Origin of the sequence: Burkholderia sp. Bp9143 (assembly GCF_003853645.1) — a bacterium.
Taxonomy (GTDB): domain Bacteria; phylum Pseudomonadota; class Gammaproteobacteria; order Burkholderiales; family Burkholderiaceae; genus Burkholderia.
Genome location: NZ_QTPO01000011.1, coordinates 20,117 through 40,700 on the forward strand (window position 1 = coordinate 20,117; position 20,584 = coordinate 40,700).

Consider the following 20,584-nt stretch of genomic DNA (forward strand, 5'->3'; position numbering starts at 1 on the left):
CGCGGTTCGTGCTCAACGAGCGGAGACGGAATCCAGCCCGGTCGATTTCACTTCCGGCTGCACGTCGGGCGACGCGAGATAGTCGAGGAGCGCCTTCGCTTCCTTCGGATGTTGCGCGCCGACAGGAACGCCGGCGGCGAAGCGCGTGACGGACTGCAGCGATTCGGGAATCTTGCCGACGAAGGTCGCGCCCTGGACGGGCAGCAGTTCGCTCACCTGCTGGAAACCGATCTCGTAGTCGCCGTTCGCGACCACGGATGCGACCGGAATCCGCGGGATCATCTTCGCCTTCGATTTCACCTGGTCCTCGATGCCGAGCTTCCTGAACAATTCCCGCTCGATGTAGACGCCGCTCGCGCTGTCCGAGTAGGCGATCGACTTCGCATGCAGCAGCACCTGCTTGAGGCTCTCGGCCGTGCTGATGTCGGGTTTCGCCGCGCCGTCGCGCACGACCATGCCGATCCGTGAATCGGCCAGCTCGACGCGCGAGCCGGGGATCACCTTGCCTTGCTTGATCAGATCGTCGAGCGCGTAGCCGACCATGATCACCGCGTCGGCCGGCTCGCCGCGCGCGAGCCGGTTCGGGATCGCTTCGGGCGATTTGCCCATCGACGGGCCGAGCGCGGTGTCGAGCGTGTTGCCGGTGTTCGACGCGAACTGCGGGCCGAGCAGCTTGTAGGCGGCGGTGAAGCCGCCCGAGCTCATCACGTGCAGGTCGGCGGCCTGCACGTTCGCGGTGACTGCGAGGGTGGCGACGAGCGCGGTCGCGCACAGTTTCAGGAGCGGGTTTTTCATGGTCGTGGACGTGGTCTGGGTCGTGCGAAGTCGGGGCAGGTTGTTCGGCCTGAGGCTTCAGTGCGCCGGCGTCAGCGTCGCCGGCTGGCGGCGATAGAGTACGAACGTCGCCAGCAGTGCACACACCGCGGCGAGGCTCATCCAGTAGCCGGGGGCGGCCTTGTCGCCGGTCATGTGAATGAGCGCCGTCGAGATCGCGGGGGTGAAGCCGCCGAACACGGCCGTCGCGAGGCTGTAGGCGAGCGAGAACCCTGCGACGCGCACTTCCACCGGCATCACTTCCGTCAGCGCGACGACCATCGCGCCGTTATAGATCCCGTACATGAACGACAGCCACAGAAGCACGAGCAGCATGTTGACGAACGACGGCGCGTGAGCGAGCAGCGACAGCGCCGGATAGGCGGTCGCGATCGCGAGCAACGTCATGCCGACGAGCAGCGGCCGGCGGCCGATGCGATCCGAGAGTGCGCCGCCGATCGGCAGCCACACGAAGTTCGACACGCCGACACACAGCGTCACGAGCAGGCTGTCGGCGGTGCTGAGGTGCAGGACGGTCTTGCCGAAGGTCGGCGCGTAGACGGTGATCAGGTAGAAGCTCGTGGTGGTCATCGCGACCAGCATCATGCCGGCGACCACGACGCCCCAGTTCCGCAGCAGCGTGCCGAACACTTCCTTCATGCCGGGACGATGCCGGCGCGCCTTGAACTCCTGCGTTTCCTCCAGGTTGCGACGCAGCATGAAGATGAACGGCACGATCATGCAGCCGACGAAGAACGGCACGCGCCATCCCCACGCGGCGATCGCCGATGCGCTCAGCCATTGATTGAGCGCGAAGCCGAGGCCGGCCGCGACGACGATCGCGACCTGCTGGCTGGCCGACTGCCAGCTCGTGAAGAAGCCCTTGCGGCCGGGCGTGGCCATCTCGGCGAGATAGACCGACACGCCGCCCAGCTCGGCACCCGCCGAAAAGCCCTGCAGCAGCCGCCCGATCAGCACGAGCGCGGGCGCGAGCAGGCCGATCGTCGCGTAGCCCGGCACGAACGCGATCAGGATGGTGCCGCTGGCCATGATGGCCAGCGTGACGATCAGGCCCTTGCGGCGGCCGACGTCGTCGATGTAGGCGCCCAGCACGACCGCGCCCAGCGGCCGCATCAGGAAGCCCGCGCCGAAGACCGCGAACGTCATCATCAGCGACGCGAACTCGCTCGCGGCCGGAAAGAACACGGCCGCGATCTGCGTCGCGTAGAAGCCGAACAGGAAGAAGTCGAACTGCTCGAGGAAGTTGCCGGCCGTCACGCGGAATACCGCGGCGGCCTTCGAACGTCCGGTCGGAAGGCTGGGCGAGGGGTGCATCAGGGTGTCTCCAGGGAATCGGGAAAATGCGCGGGGAGCGGTCGATTGTCGTTTCGGCAATGTTCGCCCGGAGACGGGGAAACGTTAAGTGCGAATTTTGGAAGGATTGATGTTGTTTGGTTATCAATGAGGCATGGATGCGTGGGGACGGGGGATGCGAGCCAGGTAGTCGTATCCGCGGCGGAGCGCTCGCGGACAAAAAGGTGACTGATCTGGCGTGCTGGCGAACGAGATACTCGTTGTCCGCGGCGATCCACAATCGAGCAGTCCGAAGGTGCGCAATTCAAGCACCGCCGACGCCATCGGAAGGCAATACCTTATGAGACTTCCATGGCCTGTTATTTCCGACAGTTGACAGTTAAATGCGACCTGTAAGGGCAATGTTTTCCTGGAAACCAAATGGTTACTCGGAATTCTGCGGAAGTCGATATAGGAAACATTTGCGGAATGCCGCTTACAGCTCGATGGGCGCGCCAGATGATTCATCATGAACTGCGCCGGATTGGCTCTCGAACTGCTTCAGCCGTGAAGAAGGTAAAAAATACCAATACTGTTGGGCCGCGATCGAAAATCTGCTGATTCGGGAAATGTTGCCGGTTTTCTGTGCTGACGTTTTAACGTTTGTTATGAAATGGGGTTGGGCAGTGTGGCAAAATCTCGTCTGCCATTCGGCTTCCCCAATTTATATTTATTTTCATTGCCCGAGGAGATATTCGATATGGGTAGGTTGCCCAATTCGTTGATGCTCGATGCTGGTATCGAGCAGACGGACCGGACGCTCATCCTGGACACTCCCCTCGGGGCGAAAGTGCTTTTGCCGCAGCGGGTTGTCGGCGAATCCCGATTGGGCAGGGACTTCGAACTCATTGTCGACGTTGTTTCGAAGGAGCATGCGCTCCAACTGAAGAGGCTGATGGCACAACCCGTCACGTTATGGGTGCGTCAGGCCGACGACTCGTACCTTCCGTGGCACGGTTACGTCCATGCGACGCGACGTCTCGGCGCGGATGGAGGGCTCAGCTACTACCAGCTTTCGTTCGCATCATGGATGCGTTTCCTTCAGTATCGAAAGGATGCGCGCATCTTTCAGGAACTGACGACCGCAGACATCCTGACCGCGGTATTCAACGGCCATGCGCAGGCACGCGGACACTTCCGGCTCGATGTGAAAGACCCGGGCGCGGTGCGATCCTACTGTACACAGTACGAAACCGACCACAATTTCGTCCATCGGTTGATGGAGTCGGAGGGATGGTTCACGTATGTCGAGCATGCCGAGGACGGCAAGTCGCATACGGTTGTGGTGTCCGACGACCTCCTGAATGGCAAGGCTCTCGCAACCCAGCGGGTACCGTTCTATCGCGGTGACCGGGACGGTCAGGCCGGCACGCTCGTCGAATGGGGCGGCGAACGCAGGACGCAGAGCGTCGGCTATGCGTTCAGCACGGTGGATTACAAACGTCCGACACGCGCCTTGCAGCGGGCGGACCTGTCCTCGGTCGACCAAGGCGAGATCCCGCAGCAGCTGGAGGTCTACGAATACGCAGGTCACTATAGCTTCCCGGTTACCGGCGATTCACGCGACCGTGGCGAGCGTGCCATGCGAATTCGCGTTGAGGAGATGGCCTCCCGCAGCAAGCGGTTTTTCGGCGTGGGCAGTGTGCCGTGCATGGACGCCGGTCGATGGTTCTCGCTCGAAGACCATCCCGAGCACAACGAAGACAAGCCCGAGGACCGCGAGTTTGCGATTCTCGGCGTGCGTTGGGCTATCCAGAACAATCTGCCGCTGGGCAACAGCCGCCCGTTCCCGGGCAGCCTGCAGCGGCGCCTGTCGCGTCTGCGTGCCGAGTACAAGGACCGGCAAGCCGCATTCGTGTCCAGAGACCCATTAGGCAATGAAAGCTTCGTGCTGGCCGAAATCGAGGTGCAGCGCCGCTCCGTACCGTTCCGCAGCCCGTTCGAGCACAGAAAGCCGGTCATGCACATGCAGACGGCCACTATCGTGGGACCGGCGGGTGAGGAGGTGTACACGGACGAGCTGAACCGTGTGAAGGCGCAGATGCACTGGGACCGTCTGGGCAGCAGCAACGAGGCGTCGTCCTGCTGGATGCGCGTGATACAGCCGCACGCCGGCAAAGGATTCGGCGGTGTGTTCGTCCCGCGAATCGGTCAGGAAGTCGCCGTCAACTACCTCGACGGGGATTGCGACCGCCCGGTCGTCAGCGGCGTGCTCTTTCACTCGGTCAATTCGCCGCATTGGCATTCGAATGGCCTGCTGTCCGGTTTCAAGTCACAGGAGTACGGCGGCCAAGGTTTCAATCAACTCGTATTCGACGACGCCACGTCGCAGAACCGGGCGCAGCTTTACAGTTCGACGGCGAATTCGTATCTGCACGTCGGTTATCTCATCGACCACAACGGCAATTCGCGCGGCAACTACCTTGGCACGGGCTTCGAGCTGAAGACCGAGGCGTCAGGCGCGCTGCGGGCCGGACATGGACTGTACGTGTCGACCTATGCCCGCGCTGGCACGTCGAGTCAGCCGCTGGATGTGAAGGAAGCCACGCAGCACCTTCTCGATTCGAGCGGCGTGATTCAGCATCGGTCGCTTGCAGCAGCCGACGGCAAGGCCGACACCCTGGACGATGCACAGGACGCCATCAAGGACTTCGCCGCGGCGACGCAGAGCGATGCGCAGGGCAATATGGCGGGGGGCAGGACAGCGGGCGGAGGCACGGGGAGTGCCAACGCGTTTTCGCAACCCGTCATGCTGCTCGCGAGCCCGGCGGACATGGGCCTGTCGACGCAGAAGTCGCTCCATGCGGCAGCGACCCAGCACGTCAATCTGGTCAGCGGCGAGAGCACCTACGTTTCGGCGGCCAGGTCGTGGATTGCCAGCGTTGGCGAGAAATTGAGCTTCTTCGTGCAGAACGCCGGTATCAAGCTGTTTGCCGGCAAAGGCAAGGTCGAAGTGCAGGCACAGTCGGACAACATCGAAATCACGGCCGACAAGACCGTGAAGGTCGTTTCCACTGCAGATGCCGTCAACGTGCTGGCCGAGAAGGAAATCACGCTGAGCGCCGGCGGTGCCACCATCCGCATCGCCGGGGGCAACATCTACGTCCATGCGCCTGGTACGGTCGAGGTCAAGGGCAGCCCCCTCGTCTTCGATGGCCCGGCTGGCGAAAACGTGTCGGCGCAGTTGGCGTCTTCGAAGTCGTGCGCCCAACAGTTCGCCGCCGCAGCGCAGGCCGGCTCGGCGCTCGTGTAGGGCATGGGCATGGTTCATTACGTCATCGTTGAGGCTGTCAACGGAAAGCTTGAGCTGTCTGGCGTGCCGCCGATCTATGAAGTCGGTGAGCTGGTTCCGGAGGCGCGTCCCGAGCTCGAGGGCGTGGCTCCCGTGTTGTACTGCGCCGAGCATCCCGAACTGCAATTGCCAGCGCTGAGAGAACGCGCCGAGTCGGACCTGGAGAATGGTTTGCCGCCCGTCGTTTGCGCGATTGTCGAATGCGGAAAGGCGACGGGCCGGCTGCAGCGGCATCTGGCTGACCGGTTGATACTGCAGGCACCGACATCGGGCGATGCGGTTTTCCGCTATTACGACCCGCGCGTGTTTCCGCACCTGCGCCGCATTCTCAAGGCCGAGCAGATGGGGGCGCTTCTGGGGCCCGTTGAAACGTGGACGTACCTCGATCCTGCAGGCGACTGGGCGGTGGTGAGCGGCGTAGCCGAACCGGACGCGGATTTCGGCACTACCGTAGACCAGCACGCGCGAATTGCCCGCATCGAGCTGGTTCAGCGCGCGCTCGACCTGCTCCGGTGCAACGGTACGGTGTCTCGTCCCGATATGCCGGCGCTGCTCGATGCACAGCTGGCGAAAGGTGAATCTCATGGACTCGCCGGCGGGGACCTGCTTGCTTTTGCCCTTCACGGCACACTCGTTTCCCCGTGCTTCGATCGTCACCCGCGTGTCCAGTCCGTCCTGCAAACGCCGCGGAAAGGCCCGTATACCGAAGCGGTATCGAACTGGAGCGCGGCAGACTGGGAAACGATTGCGCGTGAGAGCATCCAATATCAATGAGCCCGGGTGGCGGCAAAAGAGAGAAAAAGAATGGCACTCGACACGAACTTTGCGAGTATTTCCCAGCTCACGCAATCCGCGATGCAGACAAGCTCGCGCGCGCCGAATTCATGCAACATGTGCAAGAAGAAGGGGTTGCCGATCCTGCCCGTCCGCTACGGGGTCGTGGCCACCTCCAAGGCTCACAGCTCTGCTGGCGCGATGTCGCTCATGGGCGGCAAGTTTGGCGACGGCGTCGTCGGCATCGCGCTCAAGAAGGCGAAGTACACGCTGCGCACCCTGCGCTACGGCTACGTGTATATCTTCTATCCGAAAACACAGCGGTGGCAGATCTATGCGGTTACGGCGGAAGGGTACTTGTACGACTATCCGGTCGGCATCAAGCTCGACCGTAGCTTCGAGAAGCCATTCAGCTGTCAACAACCCGGGCATGCGCAACTGGCCCAATGCATCACCATTGAAGACGCGGAACATGCCGGAATTGTGTATCTGGCGTTCAGCGACGAGCTTTGGACGCAGAGAGTCCGCGATACCTATGCGAAGAATTTCATGGGTTGCCGTGACAAGCGGATGCAGAAGTTCGATGCGACCGCCTGGTACAACGGCAGCATGAACCAGCCGCACGCGGATAGTCTGGATCATCTTGATGGACTACTGAGCGAATACAAGGGCGGCCGTCCCGATGCGCTCGTCACGGGATGCTTTCCGTACCATGACCGTGCCGGACAGCAGCCGGCCCTGAAAAAGGCGATGGATTCCATCCTGCCGAACAAGGGGCTGTTCTTTGCGTTGTGGGATCCGGTTGGTATCACGCAGGAGCTCAACTTCGAGCAGCGACTCGCTTTCGGGGCTGCGCTCGAGCCGTATGAGCACGGCATCTGGGCAGCTAGCGCAATCGACGCACTGCAAAAAGCGGTCGCGGTTTCGGCAAAAGAGGACGTGGAGCGTGGCGCCAGCATGCTGGAAGCCAACACCTATGAGGGGATGGGGCTCGGTGCGCTGTTTGATGGTGGCAAGGCACTCGAAAAGCAACTGAAAAGTATTGAGGAGAAGAAGAACGCGGAGCTTGCTACCGCCGGGCCGGAGGCATGGAAACCCTATACGACCCACTATCGGCAGCAGGCCATCGTCGACTTTCGGGAGAAGATGGCGAAGGCGCTGAAGCAGGAACAGACGAGTACGCTTGTGCCGCTGTCGCAGGACCATCAGGCGTGGCTGGCCAGTTCCGCATTGTTGAATGTTTTCGAGTTGGATTATGAGCCGGGGAACTGGCGTTGCGGGTTGAACTACACCAACACACTTACGCGATGCATCGAAGGCTCGGCGGACCGCAAGGAAACGGTCGACGTGCTTGTCAAATGGGCCAAAGGCAGCGTATCCGATACTCGCAATCCGTTGCTGAGGGCGTTTGTTCTGAATAGTCCGGTGCTGGCGGAAAAGGTCAAGGAAGTTTCCGGTTATCCGTACATGGAGCTGAGGGAGTTTGTGGCGAAGCTCATCGAGTCATTCAGCAAGATCGAGCAGGTAGAAGAGTCGAAGGATAAGGGCATCAAGGTGGCCGTTGCGAAGGCGTTGGCGCGACTGCTGCACGAGACAGGCGGACCGGTCGTTCAAGCGGTCAGTACGGGGGTGGAGACGGCGGCGGCGAAGGCGCTGTACGTCACGCTGTGCATGCGAACGAAACAGCTGTTTGAGTTTAAGGCCGTCTACGGTTCAGCCAACCAGTGGGTGAACTACATCGCCATGCAGATGCAGGAAATGATGCCGGGACGGCAGAAGGTCAGTGTGCAGGACTTGAAAAAGCAGCTTCAGGACAAGGCCACCGTAGGCGGGGATGCCGACCCGCAAATCAAGGCGAAGCAGTTCGTGCCAGTCGAAAGCCCGGCGACAGAGGCAACTGCCCTGGCAAGCGTCAAGGCAAAACCCGGCTTCGAAAAGCTGGCCAGCGCGACGCTGACGCCCGATGTGGTCGAGACGATTTACATGCCGAAATTCCGGCTTATGACGAAGGGAGAGCCCGGGTTTGCGGGTGTTGGTGCGATATTCAGCGCAATCAATCTTCGTTTTGCTCGCGAGGAGTTGAAGAAAGCGAACCGGTTCAATCGAACGGAAGCCGGCATCAAATTTGACAACGCAGTTGGTGGACTCGTGGCAGGCGTTGCGCAGTATGGTTCATCTGCGCTTGAGCAGTTGGAGAAAACCGGCGTCAAGCTATCCGAAGGCGTGGCCAAGATGGGGCGGTTGCTGGGAATCGTTGCGAGATTCGGTGGGGCTATTGTCGGGTTGGTATCAGCAGCTATCGATGCATACCACGCCTACGATGAACTCGAGCACGGCAACATTCTGATGTTTGTGCTCTACACTACATCGGCATTTGTCGGGGGGGCTTTGGTCGTCGCCGCGTTTTTAGGAAGTGTTTTGACTTTGCCGTTGCTCCTTCTCGCTGCTCTTATCGGCGTGTTGATCAACTATTTTAAGAGTCGCGAAGTGGACGATTGGCTCGAGCAGTGCTATTTCGGTATCAAGGCGACTAGCGAAAGATTTGAGCGCCTGGAAGAAGACCGGAAGGCATTCTCTGTAATTTTTTCTTGACTGGAGCCAGTATGGCTTTTGACGGACATTCCCGGTACAAGCTCAATCGAGCGGTAACAGAAACGGAGTCATCGGCACGGCTGCACATAAACGAGCCGTGCACTGACAGGGCAAAGAGCGTGGGCACGGTCTTCAAGGCAACCGATTGCTACCTAGAGGTATGTGACGGCCTGTATCGTGAAAAGGGCTGGGGGGTACTGGTGTTTTCGACAGCCGGCGTCCTCTTCGTTTGTCTGATCGCGATGTTTATGTGGATAGCGACACATATGCCAATCGCGGTCCGTGCAAAAGGGCAGGAGGGTATCGTATACATCCTGCTGGCCGTTTTCACCGTAGCTGGTATCGGTGGACTTGCAGTAACAGTGCGAGCGCTTCTCGTCGATTGTTTCAATTACACTCGCAAGCCGATACGATTTAACCGTCAGAACCGCACGATATATGCCTTTCGTCACAACGGGCCAGGCGGCGTCGTCTCGGTTCCGTGGGATAGCGCATTTTTGTACGTTGAGCGCAAGGTCAAAGCCGGCCTCGCGGGAACGGCACCTCGTGTGGTCCGTTGCCTTGTGCTTAACGACAAGGGATTGGTTGTAGGCACCTTCTCTGTCGGGAAGTATGTAGAACTGGCATTTGACGAGAACAGCCCGGCTGGACAGCAGGCGATGGAAGATCTCTACCAAGACTTTGAATACTATCGGCGTTTCATGGAAGGGGGGCCATCCGCGGTACCTCCGGTAGCCGAATTCCTCACTACAGAGGTCTCGTTCCGAAATTCTCTAAGGTTGCAGTTCGATGGTGCATCAGACCTGTTGAAGTCGGGGAATCCGGTAATGTTTCTGGTGACGGTTATTGCTGTGCTACCGACGTTCATCCTTTCGGTTGCGTACTACATCGCGCAACTCACCTGCCGTGAACCTGTGTGGCCAGAGGACGTCGAGCGGGCGTGCAATGCTGCGACGCCGTCTAGCGGCCTCACAGCATGAGTCGTCGGTTCATTCGTCAGGGCGACAAGACCGACCGCAACGGTGTTGTGGTTGACGGTATCTCTGGGACCTCGTTTCAAGGCCAACCTTTCGCTTATCTGGGCGCCTTGGTTCAGTGTCCCGCTTGCGGCACGACGGGCGTCATCATAAGCGACGGTTCGCCGCGCACGATGACGATGATGGGTATGCAGGTCGCATTGGAGAACGATTTGTGCCAATGTAAATGCGAGCCGCTACCGAAGCTGGTTGCATCCCAGACTCTGGGTTCCATTAAGACGTGACTGTCGTGATGGTGAAAAGAGATGGTATTTGATGGACTCTCATGGTACCGCCTGAATCGGCCGGTAAGCGAGGAAGAACAGGCGGCTCGCCTCGCAATCGCACAGCGCGCGTCTGACACGCCCAAGGATGACCGTTCCGTATTCTCGATGAGCGATACATGCCTCGAGGTGCGCAATGGAACCTACTCGGAAAAGGGTTGGGGGGTCTTTGCGTTTATGCTGCCGGGGCTCGGCTCGTTGACGTTCACTGCAGGTCTGCTTTGGATGCTGACTCATATACCTCCAATCTATGAGCAGCGGGGACAGCTGGGCCTTATCTATGGTGCGTTGGGCTTTTTCCTGCTTGTCGGGTTCGGTTTCTCGGGGCTTGGCATTTGGGCATTGACGCGCGACTGTTTCAACTACACCAGCAAGCCCGTCCGCTTTGACCGGCGAAACCGGATGATTTATGCGTTCAAGCACAATGGTCCTGGCGGGGTTGTATCGATACCCTGGGATAGTGCCTTCCTGTACGTTGAACGCAAACCCGGACAGGGCCTCGCGCGCACCGCGCCGCGTATGGTTCGCTGCCTTGTTCTTGACGACAAGGGACTGGTCAAGGACACGTTTTCGGTAGGAACACGAGTCGTCTTGGCATTCGATGAGAACAGTGTCGGAGGCCAGGAGGTCATGAAAATCCTTTACCAGGACTTCGAGTTCTACCGGCGGTTTATGGAGGAAGGCCCCGCTTCCGTGCCTGCCGTGACAGAGTTCCTGCCGAAGGGAGCATCCCTGCGCAATTCGCTTAGGTTGAATTTTGAAGGCTGGTCTGCCCTGACTAACTCGCGCAATCCGATGGTGTGGCTGCTAATGGGGATTGGGGTACTTCCCGCATTCATTTTCTCCCTGATGCAGTGGTTCGCCCAACTGACTTGCCGAGAACCGGTGTGGCCCGAAAGTATCGAACGCGCGTGTAGCGCTGAGCAATCAACTAATGGACTCACAGCATGAGCCGACGGAGCATTCGTCAAGAAGGGCACAGGCTCAAGAGACCGATAATGGATTCTGAGTCGTCGGCAAGGCTTCTGGTGACCGAACGCTGCGCAGAGACGCCAAAGAGCGTGGGTACGGTCTTCAAGGCGACAGACTCCTATCTCGAAGTATGTGACGGACTCTATCGCGAAAAGGGTTGGGGGTTAATTACATTCTTGACCGCCGGTACCGTCTTCTTAGGTCTAGTCGTGATGTTTATGTGGATGGCGACACATATTCCGATCGCTGTCCGTGCAAAAGGGCAGGAGGATATCTTATACATCCTGCTGGTCGTTTTCACCTTGGCTGGCATCGGTGGGTTTGCAGTAACGGTGCGAGCGCTGCTCGTCGATTGCTTCAATTACACCCGCAAGCCGATACGGTTTAACCGTCTGAACCGCACGATATACGCATTTCGCCACAACGGGCCGGGAGGCGTTCTCTCGGTTCCATGGGAACGTGCGTTTTTTTACGTTGAACGCAAACCTAAAGCTGGGCTCGCGGGAACCGCACCTCGGGTCGTGCGTTGTCTCGTCCTCGATGAAGCCGGGCAAGTTGTGGACACATTCTCCATCGGAAAACGAGTCGTACTCGCGTTCGCTGAAAACACCAACGCCGGCCAGCAAGTCATGGAAGAGCTATACCAAGACTTCGAATACTACCGGCGGTTTATGGAGGGAGGTCCGTCATCGGTGCCGCCGGTCGCTGAGTTTCTCTCCACGGAAGTATCGTTCCGGAATTCTCTGCGAATGCAGTTTGAGGATGTCTCCGACATAACCCGTTCGAACAATCCCATCTTGTGGCTCCTGTTAGCTGTTACCACCATGCCGAGTCTTATCCAGGCCACCATGTATTACGTCGCGCAACTGACGTGCCGTGAACCTGTGTGGCCAGACGAGGTCGAGCGGGCTTGCAATGCAGAGACTCCAGCCAACGGGCTTCCAGCATGAGCCGCCGATTCATTTGTCAGGGGGACAAGACCGACCGCAACGGTGTTGGGACGGGGTCGCGGGGACCTCGTTTCAAGGCCGGCTTCTTGCCTCTCCATGTGCCTTTGTTCAGTGGCCCGCCTATGGCACGACGGCCATCATGCTGAGTCGCACATAAGTTTGAATCCCCCTGCCGCGGCGTGGCCCGATGCCGCCACCCTCAACCGGCCGTTGCCGGCGCCGAAATCCACCCAAGAACCCCAAAAAAGCCCCGCATTCGCGGGGCCTGTCGGCTAAACCACCGCCAAATCGTGACCGGTCAATGCCGCCCGCGCGTGCGCGGATCGTTCAGTTCCTCGGTCGGATCGGTCAGCCCGAGCTCGTCGCCCCCGCTCCAGTACGGCGTGCTGCCGTAGTACTCGTGCAGCGGCTCGGCCCATTGAGGGTCGGCCATCGCCGGCCAGTGGTCCTTGTCGAATCCGGGTGCGTTCTTGATCCGCTCGGACGATACCGACAGCAGGAAGCACTTGCGTTCGGTATCGAGCGTGAGCGCGCTCCATGGGATCGCGAGCAACTTGTCGCCGATGCCGAGCAGGCCGCCGCTCGACAGCACGGCGTACGCGACGCGGCCCGAGCGCACGTCGAGCATGATGTCCTTGATCTTGCCGACGTCGTCGCCATAGGTCGTATAGACCTTGTCGCCTTCGAGCGTGTCGGCTGCCATCACGTCGGGGCCGGGGCCCGCTGCCGTCGCGGCGCCCTTGCCGATGATGCGGGTCCGTCCTTGATCGGGAGTCTGCATGGTTGTCCTCCAGGCTGCATGGGGCGCGACCGTGCCCGGGATGGGCCCTGCGGGTCGCGCGGGTGGTCGAGGCGGGGCGAGGGTCGCCCCGTCACGTCCGTTTCGGTTGCGATACGCCCTCGAGCGTGTTCGCGACGTCGTCGCGCGCGGAGCCGGCCGTGCGCGTCGCGATGTCCGCGAGCGACAGCATCCCGACGAGGCGATTGTCGTGGTCGACGACGGGCAGGCGGCGCAGTTGCGCGTCGGCCATGTAGTGCTGGATTTCGTCCAGCAAATCGTCCTCGAAACACCATTCGATCGGAGCCGACGCGACTTCGTGAATCCGCGTTTCCGGCGGCTTGCCGGCCGAGATCGCACGCACCGCGAGGTCGCGGTCGGTAACCATGCCGATCAGCCGGTTGTTGTCGCATACGGGCAACGCGCCGATGTCGTAGCGCTCCATCAGTTGCGCCGCATGACGGATCGAGTCGGTCGGCGCGATGTGCACGACGTCCTGCGACATGATTTCGTTGACGCGATGCATGAAGTTCTCCTTGCGAGTTGAAGCGGCGCTGTCCGGTTCAGCAAGCGGCGTGCCGCATCGTATCGGCCGTCATTCTCCGCGGCGCTTGGCCGGGTCCTGCCACGGGCCGTCGTCGTGCGTGCCCGGCGGCGTGTCGGGTTCGATGCGCGTGACGCCGCCGGTCGCGGGCGGATCGCTCGCGGGGAACGTGTCCTCGAGCTGCTTGTCGATATGGCGCTCCGAGTGGCGCGTCTTCGTCTGGTCCTGGTCTTTCAGCGGCGGCGACGGGTCGGGATGCTGTTCGTGCGCCGGCGCGTCGCGGCCGGACCGGGTCGAATCCTTCATGGCAAGCCTCCGTGTCGGTGACGATGACGCGCTGAGCGCGCAACGGCCATGCCCGCTGCGTTCAGGCGGCACGCGACTTGCCGCTTTGGCAAGTGACGACACGACAACGCACGGCGCGACGCGCCGCACACACACGCGGATCAAGCGGGAGGCACGATGACGATTCCAAAACGGCGACCTGGGGTGCGCTACGAAGTCAACGTATGCGGCGGCAGGTTCGACTCGGTGAAGAGCCATTTCAGCGCATGGAAGCCGGAGCCGCTGATCTACCGGCCCGATCGCCGGATGTTCGAAGGCAAGGCCGATGTGCGGCCGCTCGATGAGACGTTCGGCTCGACGGAGCCGGCGCGGTTCGCGCTGCAGCGCGCGTGCGAGCCGGCCGATCCGTATGCGCTCGCCGCGCGCGTGCGCGACGACGACCACGAGCTGTGGCTCGTGATGGCCGCGTACGAAGCGTAGCGCGATGCCCTTGAAAGAATTGCAGCGCGCGGTGTAGCGAAGGCACGGCGTACGGCGCGGTGGCATGCGCGGTCGCGCGTCGGCGCGCGGAAAGGCGGCGCGCAAGACGGCACGCAGTTTGCGGCATTGCCGTACGCGGACCATCGAGCGGCGCACGCCGCGCAAGCGATCCGGTCCCGTGAGGACGACGCAACGATCGAATGCCCATGAACCGAGACCCCACCCAGTCGCTGCACCGGCCCGAGCCGCCGGTGCCCAACGTCGACCCGGTTCCCGTGCCGCCCGTGCCGGACGACGTGCCGCCCGGCACGCCGGAACCGTATCACGATCCGGAGGGCGACCCGCCGGAGCACCCGCCACCGGAACGCGAGCCGCCGACGCGGGAGCCGCCGATTCACGCGCCGCCGACGGGCGTGCCGCCGGTGGCGTTTATCCCATCCACGGAGGGCACACGATGAGCATCACCGTGAAACCCGGCATGCTGCGCGACGTGGCCGAGACGCTCGGTCGCCATTTCGAGGCACGCGCGATGCCGTTCCATGTCGAGGAGCAGCCGGCCGGCGCACTGCATTTCGGCTTTCGTGTCGACGGCCATCCGGCGTCGCTGACCGTCACGTTCGATGCCGATGCGTTCGCGGCGCTCGAACAGGCCGATGTCGAGCGGCAACGCGGCGCGCTGACGCGCGTCGCGGCCGAGTTCGACACGATGATGGCGCGCCGCGCGCCGACCGCGTATGCGGGCGATTTCCATTTCAACCGGCTCTGAGCCGTGCCGTCACGGCCGGCTCCGGTGCCGCCGACTCCAGGGAGGATTCCGATGAAACCGATCGAGACGCTACGCATGGGCGCCTGTGCGTTCGCCGCCGCGTGCGCGCTGGGCGCATGCACGCAACCGCAAGCCACCTACGGCACGCGCGGCGCACCGCCGGCGCCGCCGGACGGCCATGGCGCGTCGCCGACCACGACGATGCCGGATGCGAACACGCGCTACGACACGCGTCCGTCGCCGCAAAACAAGATGCCTCCGGGCGCGACAGGCGGCGAAGCGGCCGACGTGCCGCCGCCCGGGCCGAACGGCGTGCAGGGTGGCCAGTCGATGCCGGGTACGCCGCCGCCGGCGCTGTACTGACCGGACGCCGCGCGCGCGTCACGCGCTGCGCAGCGTGATGCGCGCTGAGGAGCGCGATGGCGAGACCGCGCGAACCGTTCGGCAGCGACACAACGCACCGGCCACCCCGGGGGGCGCCCACGCATGGCCCTGCGCGAATTCCGTGCCCCCTAACTTCCCGCCGCTTGTAAAAAAGCGGCTCCGACGACGCGGCGCGACGGGGTACGAACGCACGAGAACCGCGCCGGACGGCGATTTGCCCGGCTGGCATGGAAGCTGCGTGGATTCCCGTATGCGAATTGCGCACACCGTCAGGAGGGCATCGATGTCAGTCACGCTTGCGCTGCAGATGCGGCAGCATCTGGCACTCACGCCGAGGCTTCAGCAGTCGCTTCGCCTGCTGCAGTTGTCTTCGCTCGAATTCCAGCAGGAATTGCGGCAGGCGCTCGACTCGAATCCATTTCTCGAAGACGGGCAGGGCGACGACGAAGCCGCCGCCGACGCACCCGAACGTACCGCCGAAGCCGCGGCACCCGAGCCGGTGCCCGAGCGCGAGGAGGTGCGTCCGCCGGACGGCGAGGTGTCGTACACGGCCGCCCCGGCGCCGCGCGGCACGGGCCGCCAGGCCGACGACGCGGGCGACCTGTCACCCGGCGAATGGATGGCGGCGGAGCCGTCGCTGCACCAGCAGCTGCACGACGCGCTGCGGCTCTATCCGCTGAACAAGCGCGATCGCGAGGCCGCGCGCATCGTGATCGACGCGCTCGACGAAGACGGCTACCTGCGCCAGGAGCTGGCCGAGCTGCTGGTCGCGGCCGATCCGGCGCTGCTGCTGTCGGAACAGGATCTCGCGGTCGCGCTGCGGCTCGTGCAGATGCTCGATCGCCCGGGCATCGCAGCGCGCTCGCTGTCCGAGTGCCTGGTGCTGCAGCTCGACGCGATTCCGGCCGGCACGCCGGCGCTCGCGGAAGCGAAGGCGATCGCGCGCGAACATCTCGAACGGCTCGCGCGGCGCGAAACGGCGGAGATCCAGCGGCGCGTCGGCTGCAACCAGGCGACGATGCATGCCGCGTGCGCGCTGGTACGCGGGCTCGATCCACGCCCCGGCAACCATTACGGCAGCACACGCGGCGACTACGTGGTGCCCGACGTGATCGTGCGCCAGGTGCGCGACGAATGGATCGTGACGATCAACCCGGCCGTGCTGCCGCGTGCGCGGCTGCACGAACGCTATGCGACGCTGTTCGCGCAGTCGAGCGGCGAGCGCGATTCACCGCTCGGCCAGCAGCTGCAGGAAGCGCGCTGGCTGATCCGCAACGTGCGGAAGCGCTTCGACACGATCCAGCGCGTCGGCGAATGCATCGTCGCGCGGCAGCGCGACTTCTTCCGCTACGGCGAGATCGCGATGAAGCCGCTCGTGCTGCGCGACATCGCCGAAGAACTCGACCTGCACGAATCGACCGTGTCGCGCGCGACGGGCAACAAGTACATGGCCACGCCGCACGGCACGTTCGAGTTCAAGCACTTCTTCCCGCGCAAGCTCGAGGCGGCCGGCAAGGGCGTGTGTTCGGCATCGGCCGCGAAGGTGCTGATCCGCGACATGATCGCGGCCGAGCACCACACCGAGCCGCTGTCCGACGTCGCGCTCGCGCAGAACCTCGCGGGCCGCGGCATCCTTCTTGCGCGTCGTACGGTGACCAAGTATCGCCAGGCGATGAAGATTCCGCCGGCCGAACTGCGCCGGCGCGACCCCGCGTGACGATGCCGTCCGAACCGCGCGCGGCCCGCGGGCTGCGGCCGTCGCGCGCGCCACCGAGAGGAGGAAAGCCATGCCAGCCAAGTCCCAGGCACAGCAGCGCGCCGCCGGGGCCGCCCTGTCGGCCAAGCGCGGCGAAACGAAAATGAAGGACCTGAAGCCGCCTTCGAAGTCGATGGCCAAGTCGATGACCGAAAAGGAGCTCGAGAAAATGGCGTCGACGCCGATCCATGGCAAACCCAGGCACAAGCACGATTCCTGATCGACGGCGACACGCGTCGACGATCGCCGTTCTTCAGGACTCCAGGAGGCATTCATGCTTCGATACGCCATCATCTTCTTCATCATCGCGATCGTCGCCGCCTTGTTCGGCTTCGGCGGCATCGCGGCGGGCGCGGCCGAGATCGCGAAGATCCTGTTCTACATTTTCGTCGTGATCTTCCTGGTCACGCTGCTGCTGGGCGTCGTGCGACGATGACGGTCGCCCCCGACCGTTCGCAGCGCATCGCGGAACTCGAACATGCGCTCGCGAACGGATTTCCGTCGCAGTCGACCCTCGTCGTGCACGCGGACGACGCATCGGGGCGACTGACGATCCAGGTGTCGTGGGTGCGCGTGCCGGCCGAGGAAAACGCGCGTCAATGGCGCTGCGTGGTCGACCTGCGCTTCGATCCGGATGTGCTCACGCGCTATGCGTCACTTGGCGCGGCCGACCGGCTGCGCGTGCGCACCCAGCTGTGCGACCTCGCGCGGCGCGCGGTGGACGAACAAAAGCCGCGCGTCGAGGACGCCGAGATCGAATGCAACGTCGCGCTCGACGTGACGCGCGCCGAACTCGATCGCGCATTGCGCGCGCCCTGACGCAGCTGACGCAGCCTGCAGCGACACCGCAGCGACACCACGGCCGGACCGCGGCGGTACGCGCCGCACGGCTCGTCCGTGACGGATCCCGGAACGGGGCCCCGAACGGCCCCCGAACGGCTCCCGCATGGCTCCCCGAATGGGTCGGGCGTGCGGCCGATCCCGACGCACCGCGCCGCGCGTTCCCGGACGACCTTGGCCGGCATCGCGTGCGGGCGCGCGAGGAGCAGGCGACCGAGCCGCCGGCGTAGCGGCGCACGGGCGCCCGCCGCTTCGGGCGGCGCGCACGCACGCAGCAAAGGAGGGCAGACATGGCACCGCGGATGATATGGAAAGGCGCGATCAGCTTCGGGCTCGTTCATGTGCCCGTGCAGTTGTTTCCCGCGACGCGCACCGTGAAGCCGTCGTTCCGGCTGCTCGACAAGCGCTCGATGGACCCCGTCGGCTACCGGCAGATCAACAAGCGCACCGGCAAGGAAGTCATGCGCGAGGACATCGTGCGCGGCTACGAGTACGAGAAGGAGCGCTACGTCGTCCTGACCGACGAAGAGATCCGCGCGGCGAACCCCGAATCGACGCAGACCGTCGACATCCTCACGTTCGTCGACGAGGGCGCGGTGTCGTTCCTGTATCTCGACACGCCTTACTACCACCTTGCTACCTCGTGCCGGACCGCAAGGGCGAGAAGGTCTACGCGCTGTTGCGCGACGCGCTGAAGGACAGCGGCAAGATCGGCATCGCGCTCGTCGTGATGCGCGACCGCCAGCATCTCGGCGCGCTGATTCCGGTCGGGCCGCTGCTCGCGCTCGACACGCTGCGCTGGCAGGAAGAGCTGTGGGCGCAGCGCCGACGTCGCGACGCCCATGCCCAGCAGCACCGTGCCGACGATCAGATACCACAGCGTTTCATGCATGCGGGCAATCGGGTGCCGTCACAGCTTGCGGCCGAACGCCTCGCGCAGTTTCCGCTTCGCGCGTTCGAGCGTCGCGCGGCGTGTTTTCGGCAGGTTGCGGCCCGCGCGGTTCACATAGAAGTTCAGCATCGACATCGCCGACTGGAACGGCGTCCCCTTGCGGCGGCGGCTGTGTTCGGCCGAGCGCTTGAGCGACGCGGCGATCTTGCCCGGGTCGTCGGACTTGAAGATTTCGGGCTCGATGTCGAGCACATCGCTTTTCTGCATGACCTCGGCGGACCAGCGCTTGCGGTGATGCGGATCGTGGCCGCGCGCATGGCCCGGGCGGCGCGTCGCGCGTTTGCCGTGCGGATGGGAAGCGGAAGCTGAAGGCATGGCGGGCTCCGTACGGGATCGAGATGGATCGCTGGGCGTGAGCGCCGCAAACCGCGTGCCGCCCATCGCCGATGGCACGGGCCTTGCTGAACCGTATGCGCAGGAACTTCACGACAGCGGTTCCATTGAGGGAGAACGTTTCATGAACGCAGCATCCGAATCGAAATCCGCCGCGCGCCGGATTCTCGCGTGCGCGGCCGTCGCGCTGATCGCCGCGGCGCGCCGCCACCACGCAGGAGGACATCATGCAATCGAATGACCGGATCTCGCTCGACGACTACGAGCAGGACACCGAAGCGGTCGACACCGACGATCTCGATACGACGGTGCATCTCGACGTCGAGACCGGCAGGATCACGTTTCAGGCGGCGTGGGTGCTCGTGCCCGATGCGCCGCCCGATACCGCGCGGCACGCGGTCGTGCTCGCGCTCGACTGCGACACGATGGAGCGCTATGCGGACCTCGACGACGGCGCGCGGATGCGCGTGCACGCGATGCTGCACGAGAGCGTGCAGGCCGCGCTCGATGCGCTGCCGGACGTGACCGAGGACCTGACGCTGACGGTCGAACTGACCGACGCGATGCTCGACGCCGCGCGTCACCTGCAGTGAGCGCGGCGGGGCGGTCCGGGCGCGCAGCCTCGCACGAAGGCCGCTCGCGGCCCCGCTGAATGCGGACGCGTTACACATTCCGTTGAAATCTTTGCAGACGCCGCACGGCGTGACGTCACACGGCCCGTACACACCACCGGGCGGCACATGCACACGCCATCGTTCGCCGATTGCGGGTCGCGCCCCACCGAAGCGGGGTCGTATGGTTTGAGTCCACAGGGGGCGCGGCACGCCGATTGCTGCGCGACCGGTGCCGCAACACGACAGGGAGCGTTCCATGATCGGCAAGCTGGATCAATGCAAGGTAGCGATACTCTCGGTCGACGGCTTCGAGGAAGCCGAGCTCGTCGAACCGCAGCGCGCGCTGACGGCCGAAGGCGCGCACGTCGACGTGATTTCGCAGCAGCGCGGCGAGATCCAGGGATTCAGGCACGTCGACAAGGGCGATCGCGTGAAGGTCGACCGCACGTTCGACGATGCGCGCGAAGGCGGCTACGACGCGGTCGTGCTGCCGGGCGGCGTCGTCAATGGCGACGCGATCCGGATGCTGCCGGCCGCGCGCGAATTCGTGACCGCGGCCGTCGGCGCGGGCAAGCCCATCGCGGCGATCTGTCACGGCGGCTGGCTGCTCGTCTCGTCCGGGCTGGTGGAGGGCCGCACGATGACGAGCTGGCCGAGCCTGCAGGACGACATCCGCAACGCGGGCGGCAAGTGGGTCGACCAGGAGGTCGTGCGCGACGGCAACCTGATCACGAGCCGCAAGCCCGACGACCTGCCCGCATTCAACGGCGCGCTGGTGCAGTGCCTCGCGTCGCGGGGGGGATGAG

24 protein-coding genes and 1 pseudogene are annotated in these 20,584 nt (G+C 63.3%); 19 read left to right on the forward strand and 6 right to left on the reverse strand.

Going from position 1 to position 20,584, the window contains the following annotated elements:
* Positions 1-12: 12 nt before the first annotated feature.
* Both DIE23_RS10335 and DIE23_RS10340 read right to left on the reverse strand, forming a co-directional pair.
* Complete coding sequence (locus tag DIE23_RS10335) at positions 13-795, reverse strand: substrate-binding domain-containing protein (protein WP_124612033.1); 783 nt, start codon at positions 793-795, stop codon at positions 13-15.
* A gap of 57 nt (positions 796-852) precedes the next feature.
* Entirely contained in the window at positions 853-2,148 is a 1,296-nt protein-coding gene (locus tag DIE23_RS10340) for an MFS transporter (RefSeq protein ID WP_124612034.1), read from the reverse strand.
* Between the two features lie 718 nt (positions 2,149-2,866).
* Between DIE23_RS10340 and DIE23_RS10345 the strand changes: the two genes are divergently transcribed.
* The 7 genes from DIE23_RS10345 to DIE23_RS10375 are packed head-to-tail and all read left to right on the forward strand — an operon-like array spanning position 2,867 to position 12,046.
* Positions 2,867-5,419 (forward strand): type VI secretion system Vgr family protein, encoded by a 2,553-nt coding sequence (locus tag DIE23_RS10345; protein ID WP_124612035.1) that lies wholly within the window; start codon positions 2,867-2,869, stop codon positions 5,417-5,419.
* A gap of 9 nt (positions 5,420-5,428) precedes the next feature.
* Positions 5,429-6,232, forward strand: a complete 804-nt coding sequence (locus tag DIE23_RS10350) for a DUF4123 domain-containing protein (RefSeq protein WP_124612036.1) — start codon at positions 5,429-5,431, stop codon at positions 6,230-6,232.
* A gap of 30 nt (positions 6,233-6,262) precedes the next feature.
* Positions 6,263-8,824 (forward strand): T6SS effector BTH_I2691 family protein, encoded by a 2,562-nt coding sequence (locus DIE23_RS10355; RefSeq protein ID WP_124612037.1) that lies wholly within the window; start codon positions 6,263-6,265, stop codon positions 8,822-8,824.
* Between the two features lie 11 nt (positions 8,825-8,835).
* Entirely contained in the window at positions 8,836-9,804 is a 969-nt protein-coding gene (locus tag DIE23_RS10360; protein WP_124612038.1) for a DUF6708 domain-containing protein, read from the forward strand.
* Positions 9,801-10,085: a PAAR domain-containing protein gene (locus tag DIE23_RS10365; RefSeq protein ID WP_124612039.1), complete on the forward strand. Its 285-nt coding sequence runs from the start codon at positions 9,801-9,803 to the stop codon at positions 10,083-10,085. Before DIE23_RS10360 ends, DIE23_RS10365 begins: the two co-directional genes overlap by 4 nt.
* Positions 10,086-10,106: 21 nt before the next feature.
* Positions 10,107-11,075: a DUF6708 domain-containing protein gene (locus DIE23_RS39475; RefSeq protein WP_185646421.1), complete on the forward strand. Its 969-nt coding sequence runs from the start codon at positions 10,107-10,109 to the stop codon at positions 11,073-11,075.
* Between the two features lie 47 nt (positions 11,076-11,122).
* Positions 11,123-12,046, forward strand: a complete 924-nt coding sequence (locus DIE23_RS10375; RefSeq protein ID WP_260436027.1) for a DUF6708 domain-containing protein — start codon at positions 11,123-11,125, stop codon at positions 12,044-12,046.
* A 298-nt stretch (positions 12,047-12,344) separates the two neighbouring features.
* Here the strand turns inward: DIE23_RS10375 and DIE23_RS10380 are convergent, their stop codons facing one another.
* The 3 genes from DIE23_RS10380 to DIE23_RS10390 all read right to left on the reverse strand — a co-directional run bounded on the left by DIE23_RS10380 (position 12,345) and on the right by DIE23_RS10390 (position 13,674).
* On the reverse strand, positions 12,345-12,827 hold the full coding sequence (locus DIE23_RS10380) for a PRC-barrel domain-containing protein (protein ID WP_124612040.1): 483 nt from the start codon (positions 12,825-12,827) through the stop codon (positions 12,345-12,347).
* Between the two features lie 91 nt (positions 12,828-12,918).
* Positions 12,919-13,350, reverse strand: a complete 432-nt coding sequence (locus DIE23_RS10385; protein WP_124612041.1) for a CBS domain-containing protein — start codon at positions 13,348-13,350, stop codon at positions 12,919-12,921.
* A gap of 69 nt (positions 13,351-13,419) precedes the next feature.
* Positions 13,420-13,674, reverse strand: coding sequence for a hypothetical protein (locus DIE23_RS10390; RefSeq protein ID WP_124612042.1), 255 nt, complete (start codon positions 13,672-13,674; stop codon positions 13,420-13,422).
* A 156-nt stretch (positions 13,675-13,830) separates the two neighbouring features.
* Here DIE23_RS10390 and DIE23_RS10395 point away from each other — a divergent pair, with 156 nt between their 5' ends.
* From DIE23_RS10395 to DIE23_RS10435, 9 genes and pseudogenes are all read left to right on the forward strand, one after another.
* Positions 13,831-14,133: a hypothetical protein gene (locus DIE23_RS10395; protein WP_124612043.1), complete on the forward strand. Its 303-nt coding sequence runs from the start codon at positions 13,831-13,833 to the stop codon at positions 14,131-14,133.
* Between the two features lie 200 nt (positions 14,134-14,333).
* Positions 14,334-14,591 (forward strand): hypothetical protein, encoded by a 258-nt coding sequence (locus DIE23_RS10400; protein ID WP_124612044.1) that lies wholly within the window; start codon positions 14,334-14,336, stop codon positions 14,589-14,591.
* Positions 14,588-14,899 (forward strand): hypothetical protein, encoded by a 312-nt coding sequence (locus DIE23_RS10405; RefSeq protein ID WP_124612045.1) that lies wholly within the window; start codon positions 14,588-14,590, stop codon positions 14,897-14,899. The genes DIE23_RS10400 and DIE23_RS10405 overlap by 4 nt, the downstream gene beginning before the upstream one ends.
* 51 nt (positions 14,900-14,950) lie before the next feature.
* Positions 14,951-15,262: a hypothetical protein gene (locus DIE23_RS10410; protein WP_124612046.1), complete on the forward strand. Its 312-nt coding sequence runs from the start codon at positions 14,951-14,953 to the stop codon at positions 15,260-15,262.
* A 304-nt stretch (positions 15,263-15,566) separates the two neighbouring features.
* Complete coding sequence (locus tag DIE23_RS10415; RefSeq protein ID WP_124612047.1) at positions 15,567-17,000, forward strand: RNA polymerase factor sigma-54; 1,434 nt, start codon at positions 15,567-15,569, stop codon at positions 16,998-17,000.
* Positions 17,001-17,070: 70 nt separating this feature from the next.
* Complete coding sequence (locus tag DIE23_RS10420; RefSeq protein ID WP_124612048.1) at positions 17,071-17,259, forward strand: DUF3008 family protein; 189 nt, start codon at positions 17,071-17,073, stop codon at positions 17,257-17,259.
* A gap of 54 nt (positions 17,260-17,313) precedes the next feature.
* Entirely contained in the window at positions 17,314-17,475 is a 162-nt protein-coding gene (locus DIE23_RS10425; protein ID WP_124612049.1) for a DUF1328 family protein, read from the forward strand.
* Positions 17,472-17,858 carry a DUF3022 domain-containing protein gene (locus DIE23_RS10430; protein WP_124612050.1) on the forward strand — a complete coding sequence of 129 codons (387 nt, stop codon included), beginning with the start codon at positions 17,472-17,474 and terminating at the stop codon, positions 17,856-17,858. Before DIE23_RS10425 ends, DIE23_RS10430 begins: the two co-directional genes overlap by 4 nt.
* A gap of 311 nt (positions 17,859-18,169) precedes the next feature.
* Positions 18,170-18,693, forward strand: a pseudogene (locus DIE23_RS10435) (Ku protein); the annotation flags it as partial.
* A gap of 96 nt (positions 18,694-18,789) precedes the next feature.
* Here DIE23_RS10435 and DIE23_RS10440 read toward each other — a convergent pair.
* Positions 18,790-19,146 (reverse strand): DUF3175 domain-containing protein, encoded by a 357-nt coding sequence (locus DIE23_RS10440; protein ID WP_124612051.1) that lies wholly within the window; start codon positions 19,144-19,146, stop codon positions 18,790-18,792.
* On the opposite strand from DIE23_RS10440, the gene DIE23_RS10445 reads away from it, so the two are divergent.
* The 3 genes from DIE23_RS10445 to DIE23_RS10455 all read left to right on the forward strand — a co-directional run bounded on the left by DIE23_RS10445 (position 19,145) and on the right by DIE23_RS10455 (position 20,583).
* Complete coding sequence (locus tag DIE23_RS10445) at positions 19,145-19,405, forward strand: hypothetical protein (protein WP_124612052.1); 261 nt, start codon at positions 19,145-19,147, stop codon at positions 19,403-19,405. The genes DIE23_RS10440 and DIE23_RS10445 overlap by 2 nt on opposite strands.
* Complete coding sequence (locus tag DIE23_RS10450; RefSeq protein WP_124612053.1) at positions 19,392-19,757, forward strand: DUF3022 domain-containing protein; 366 nt, start codon at positions 19,392-19,394, stop codon at positions 19,755-19,757. Before DIE23_RS10445 ends, DIE23_RS10450 begins: the two co-directional genes overlap by 14 nt.
* A 277-nt stretch (positions 19,758-20,034) precedes the next feature.
* The gene (locus DIE23_RS10455) at positions 20,035-20,583 is read left to right on the forward strand and encodes a type 1 glutamine amidotransferase domain-containing protein (RefSeq protein ID WP_124612054.1); all 549 of its coding nucleotides are present in this window, start codon (positions 20,035-20,037) and stop codon (positions 20,581-20,583) included.
* The last annotated feature ends 1 nt before the right edge of the window (position 20,584 follow it).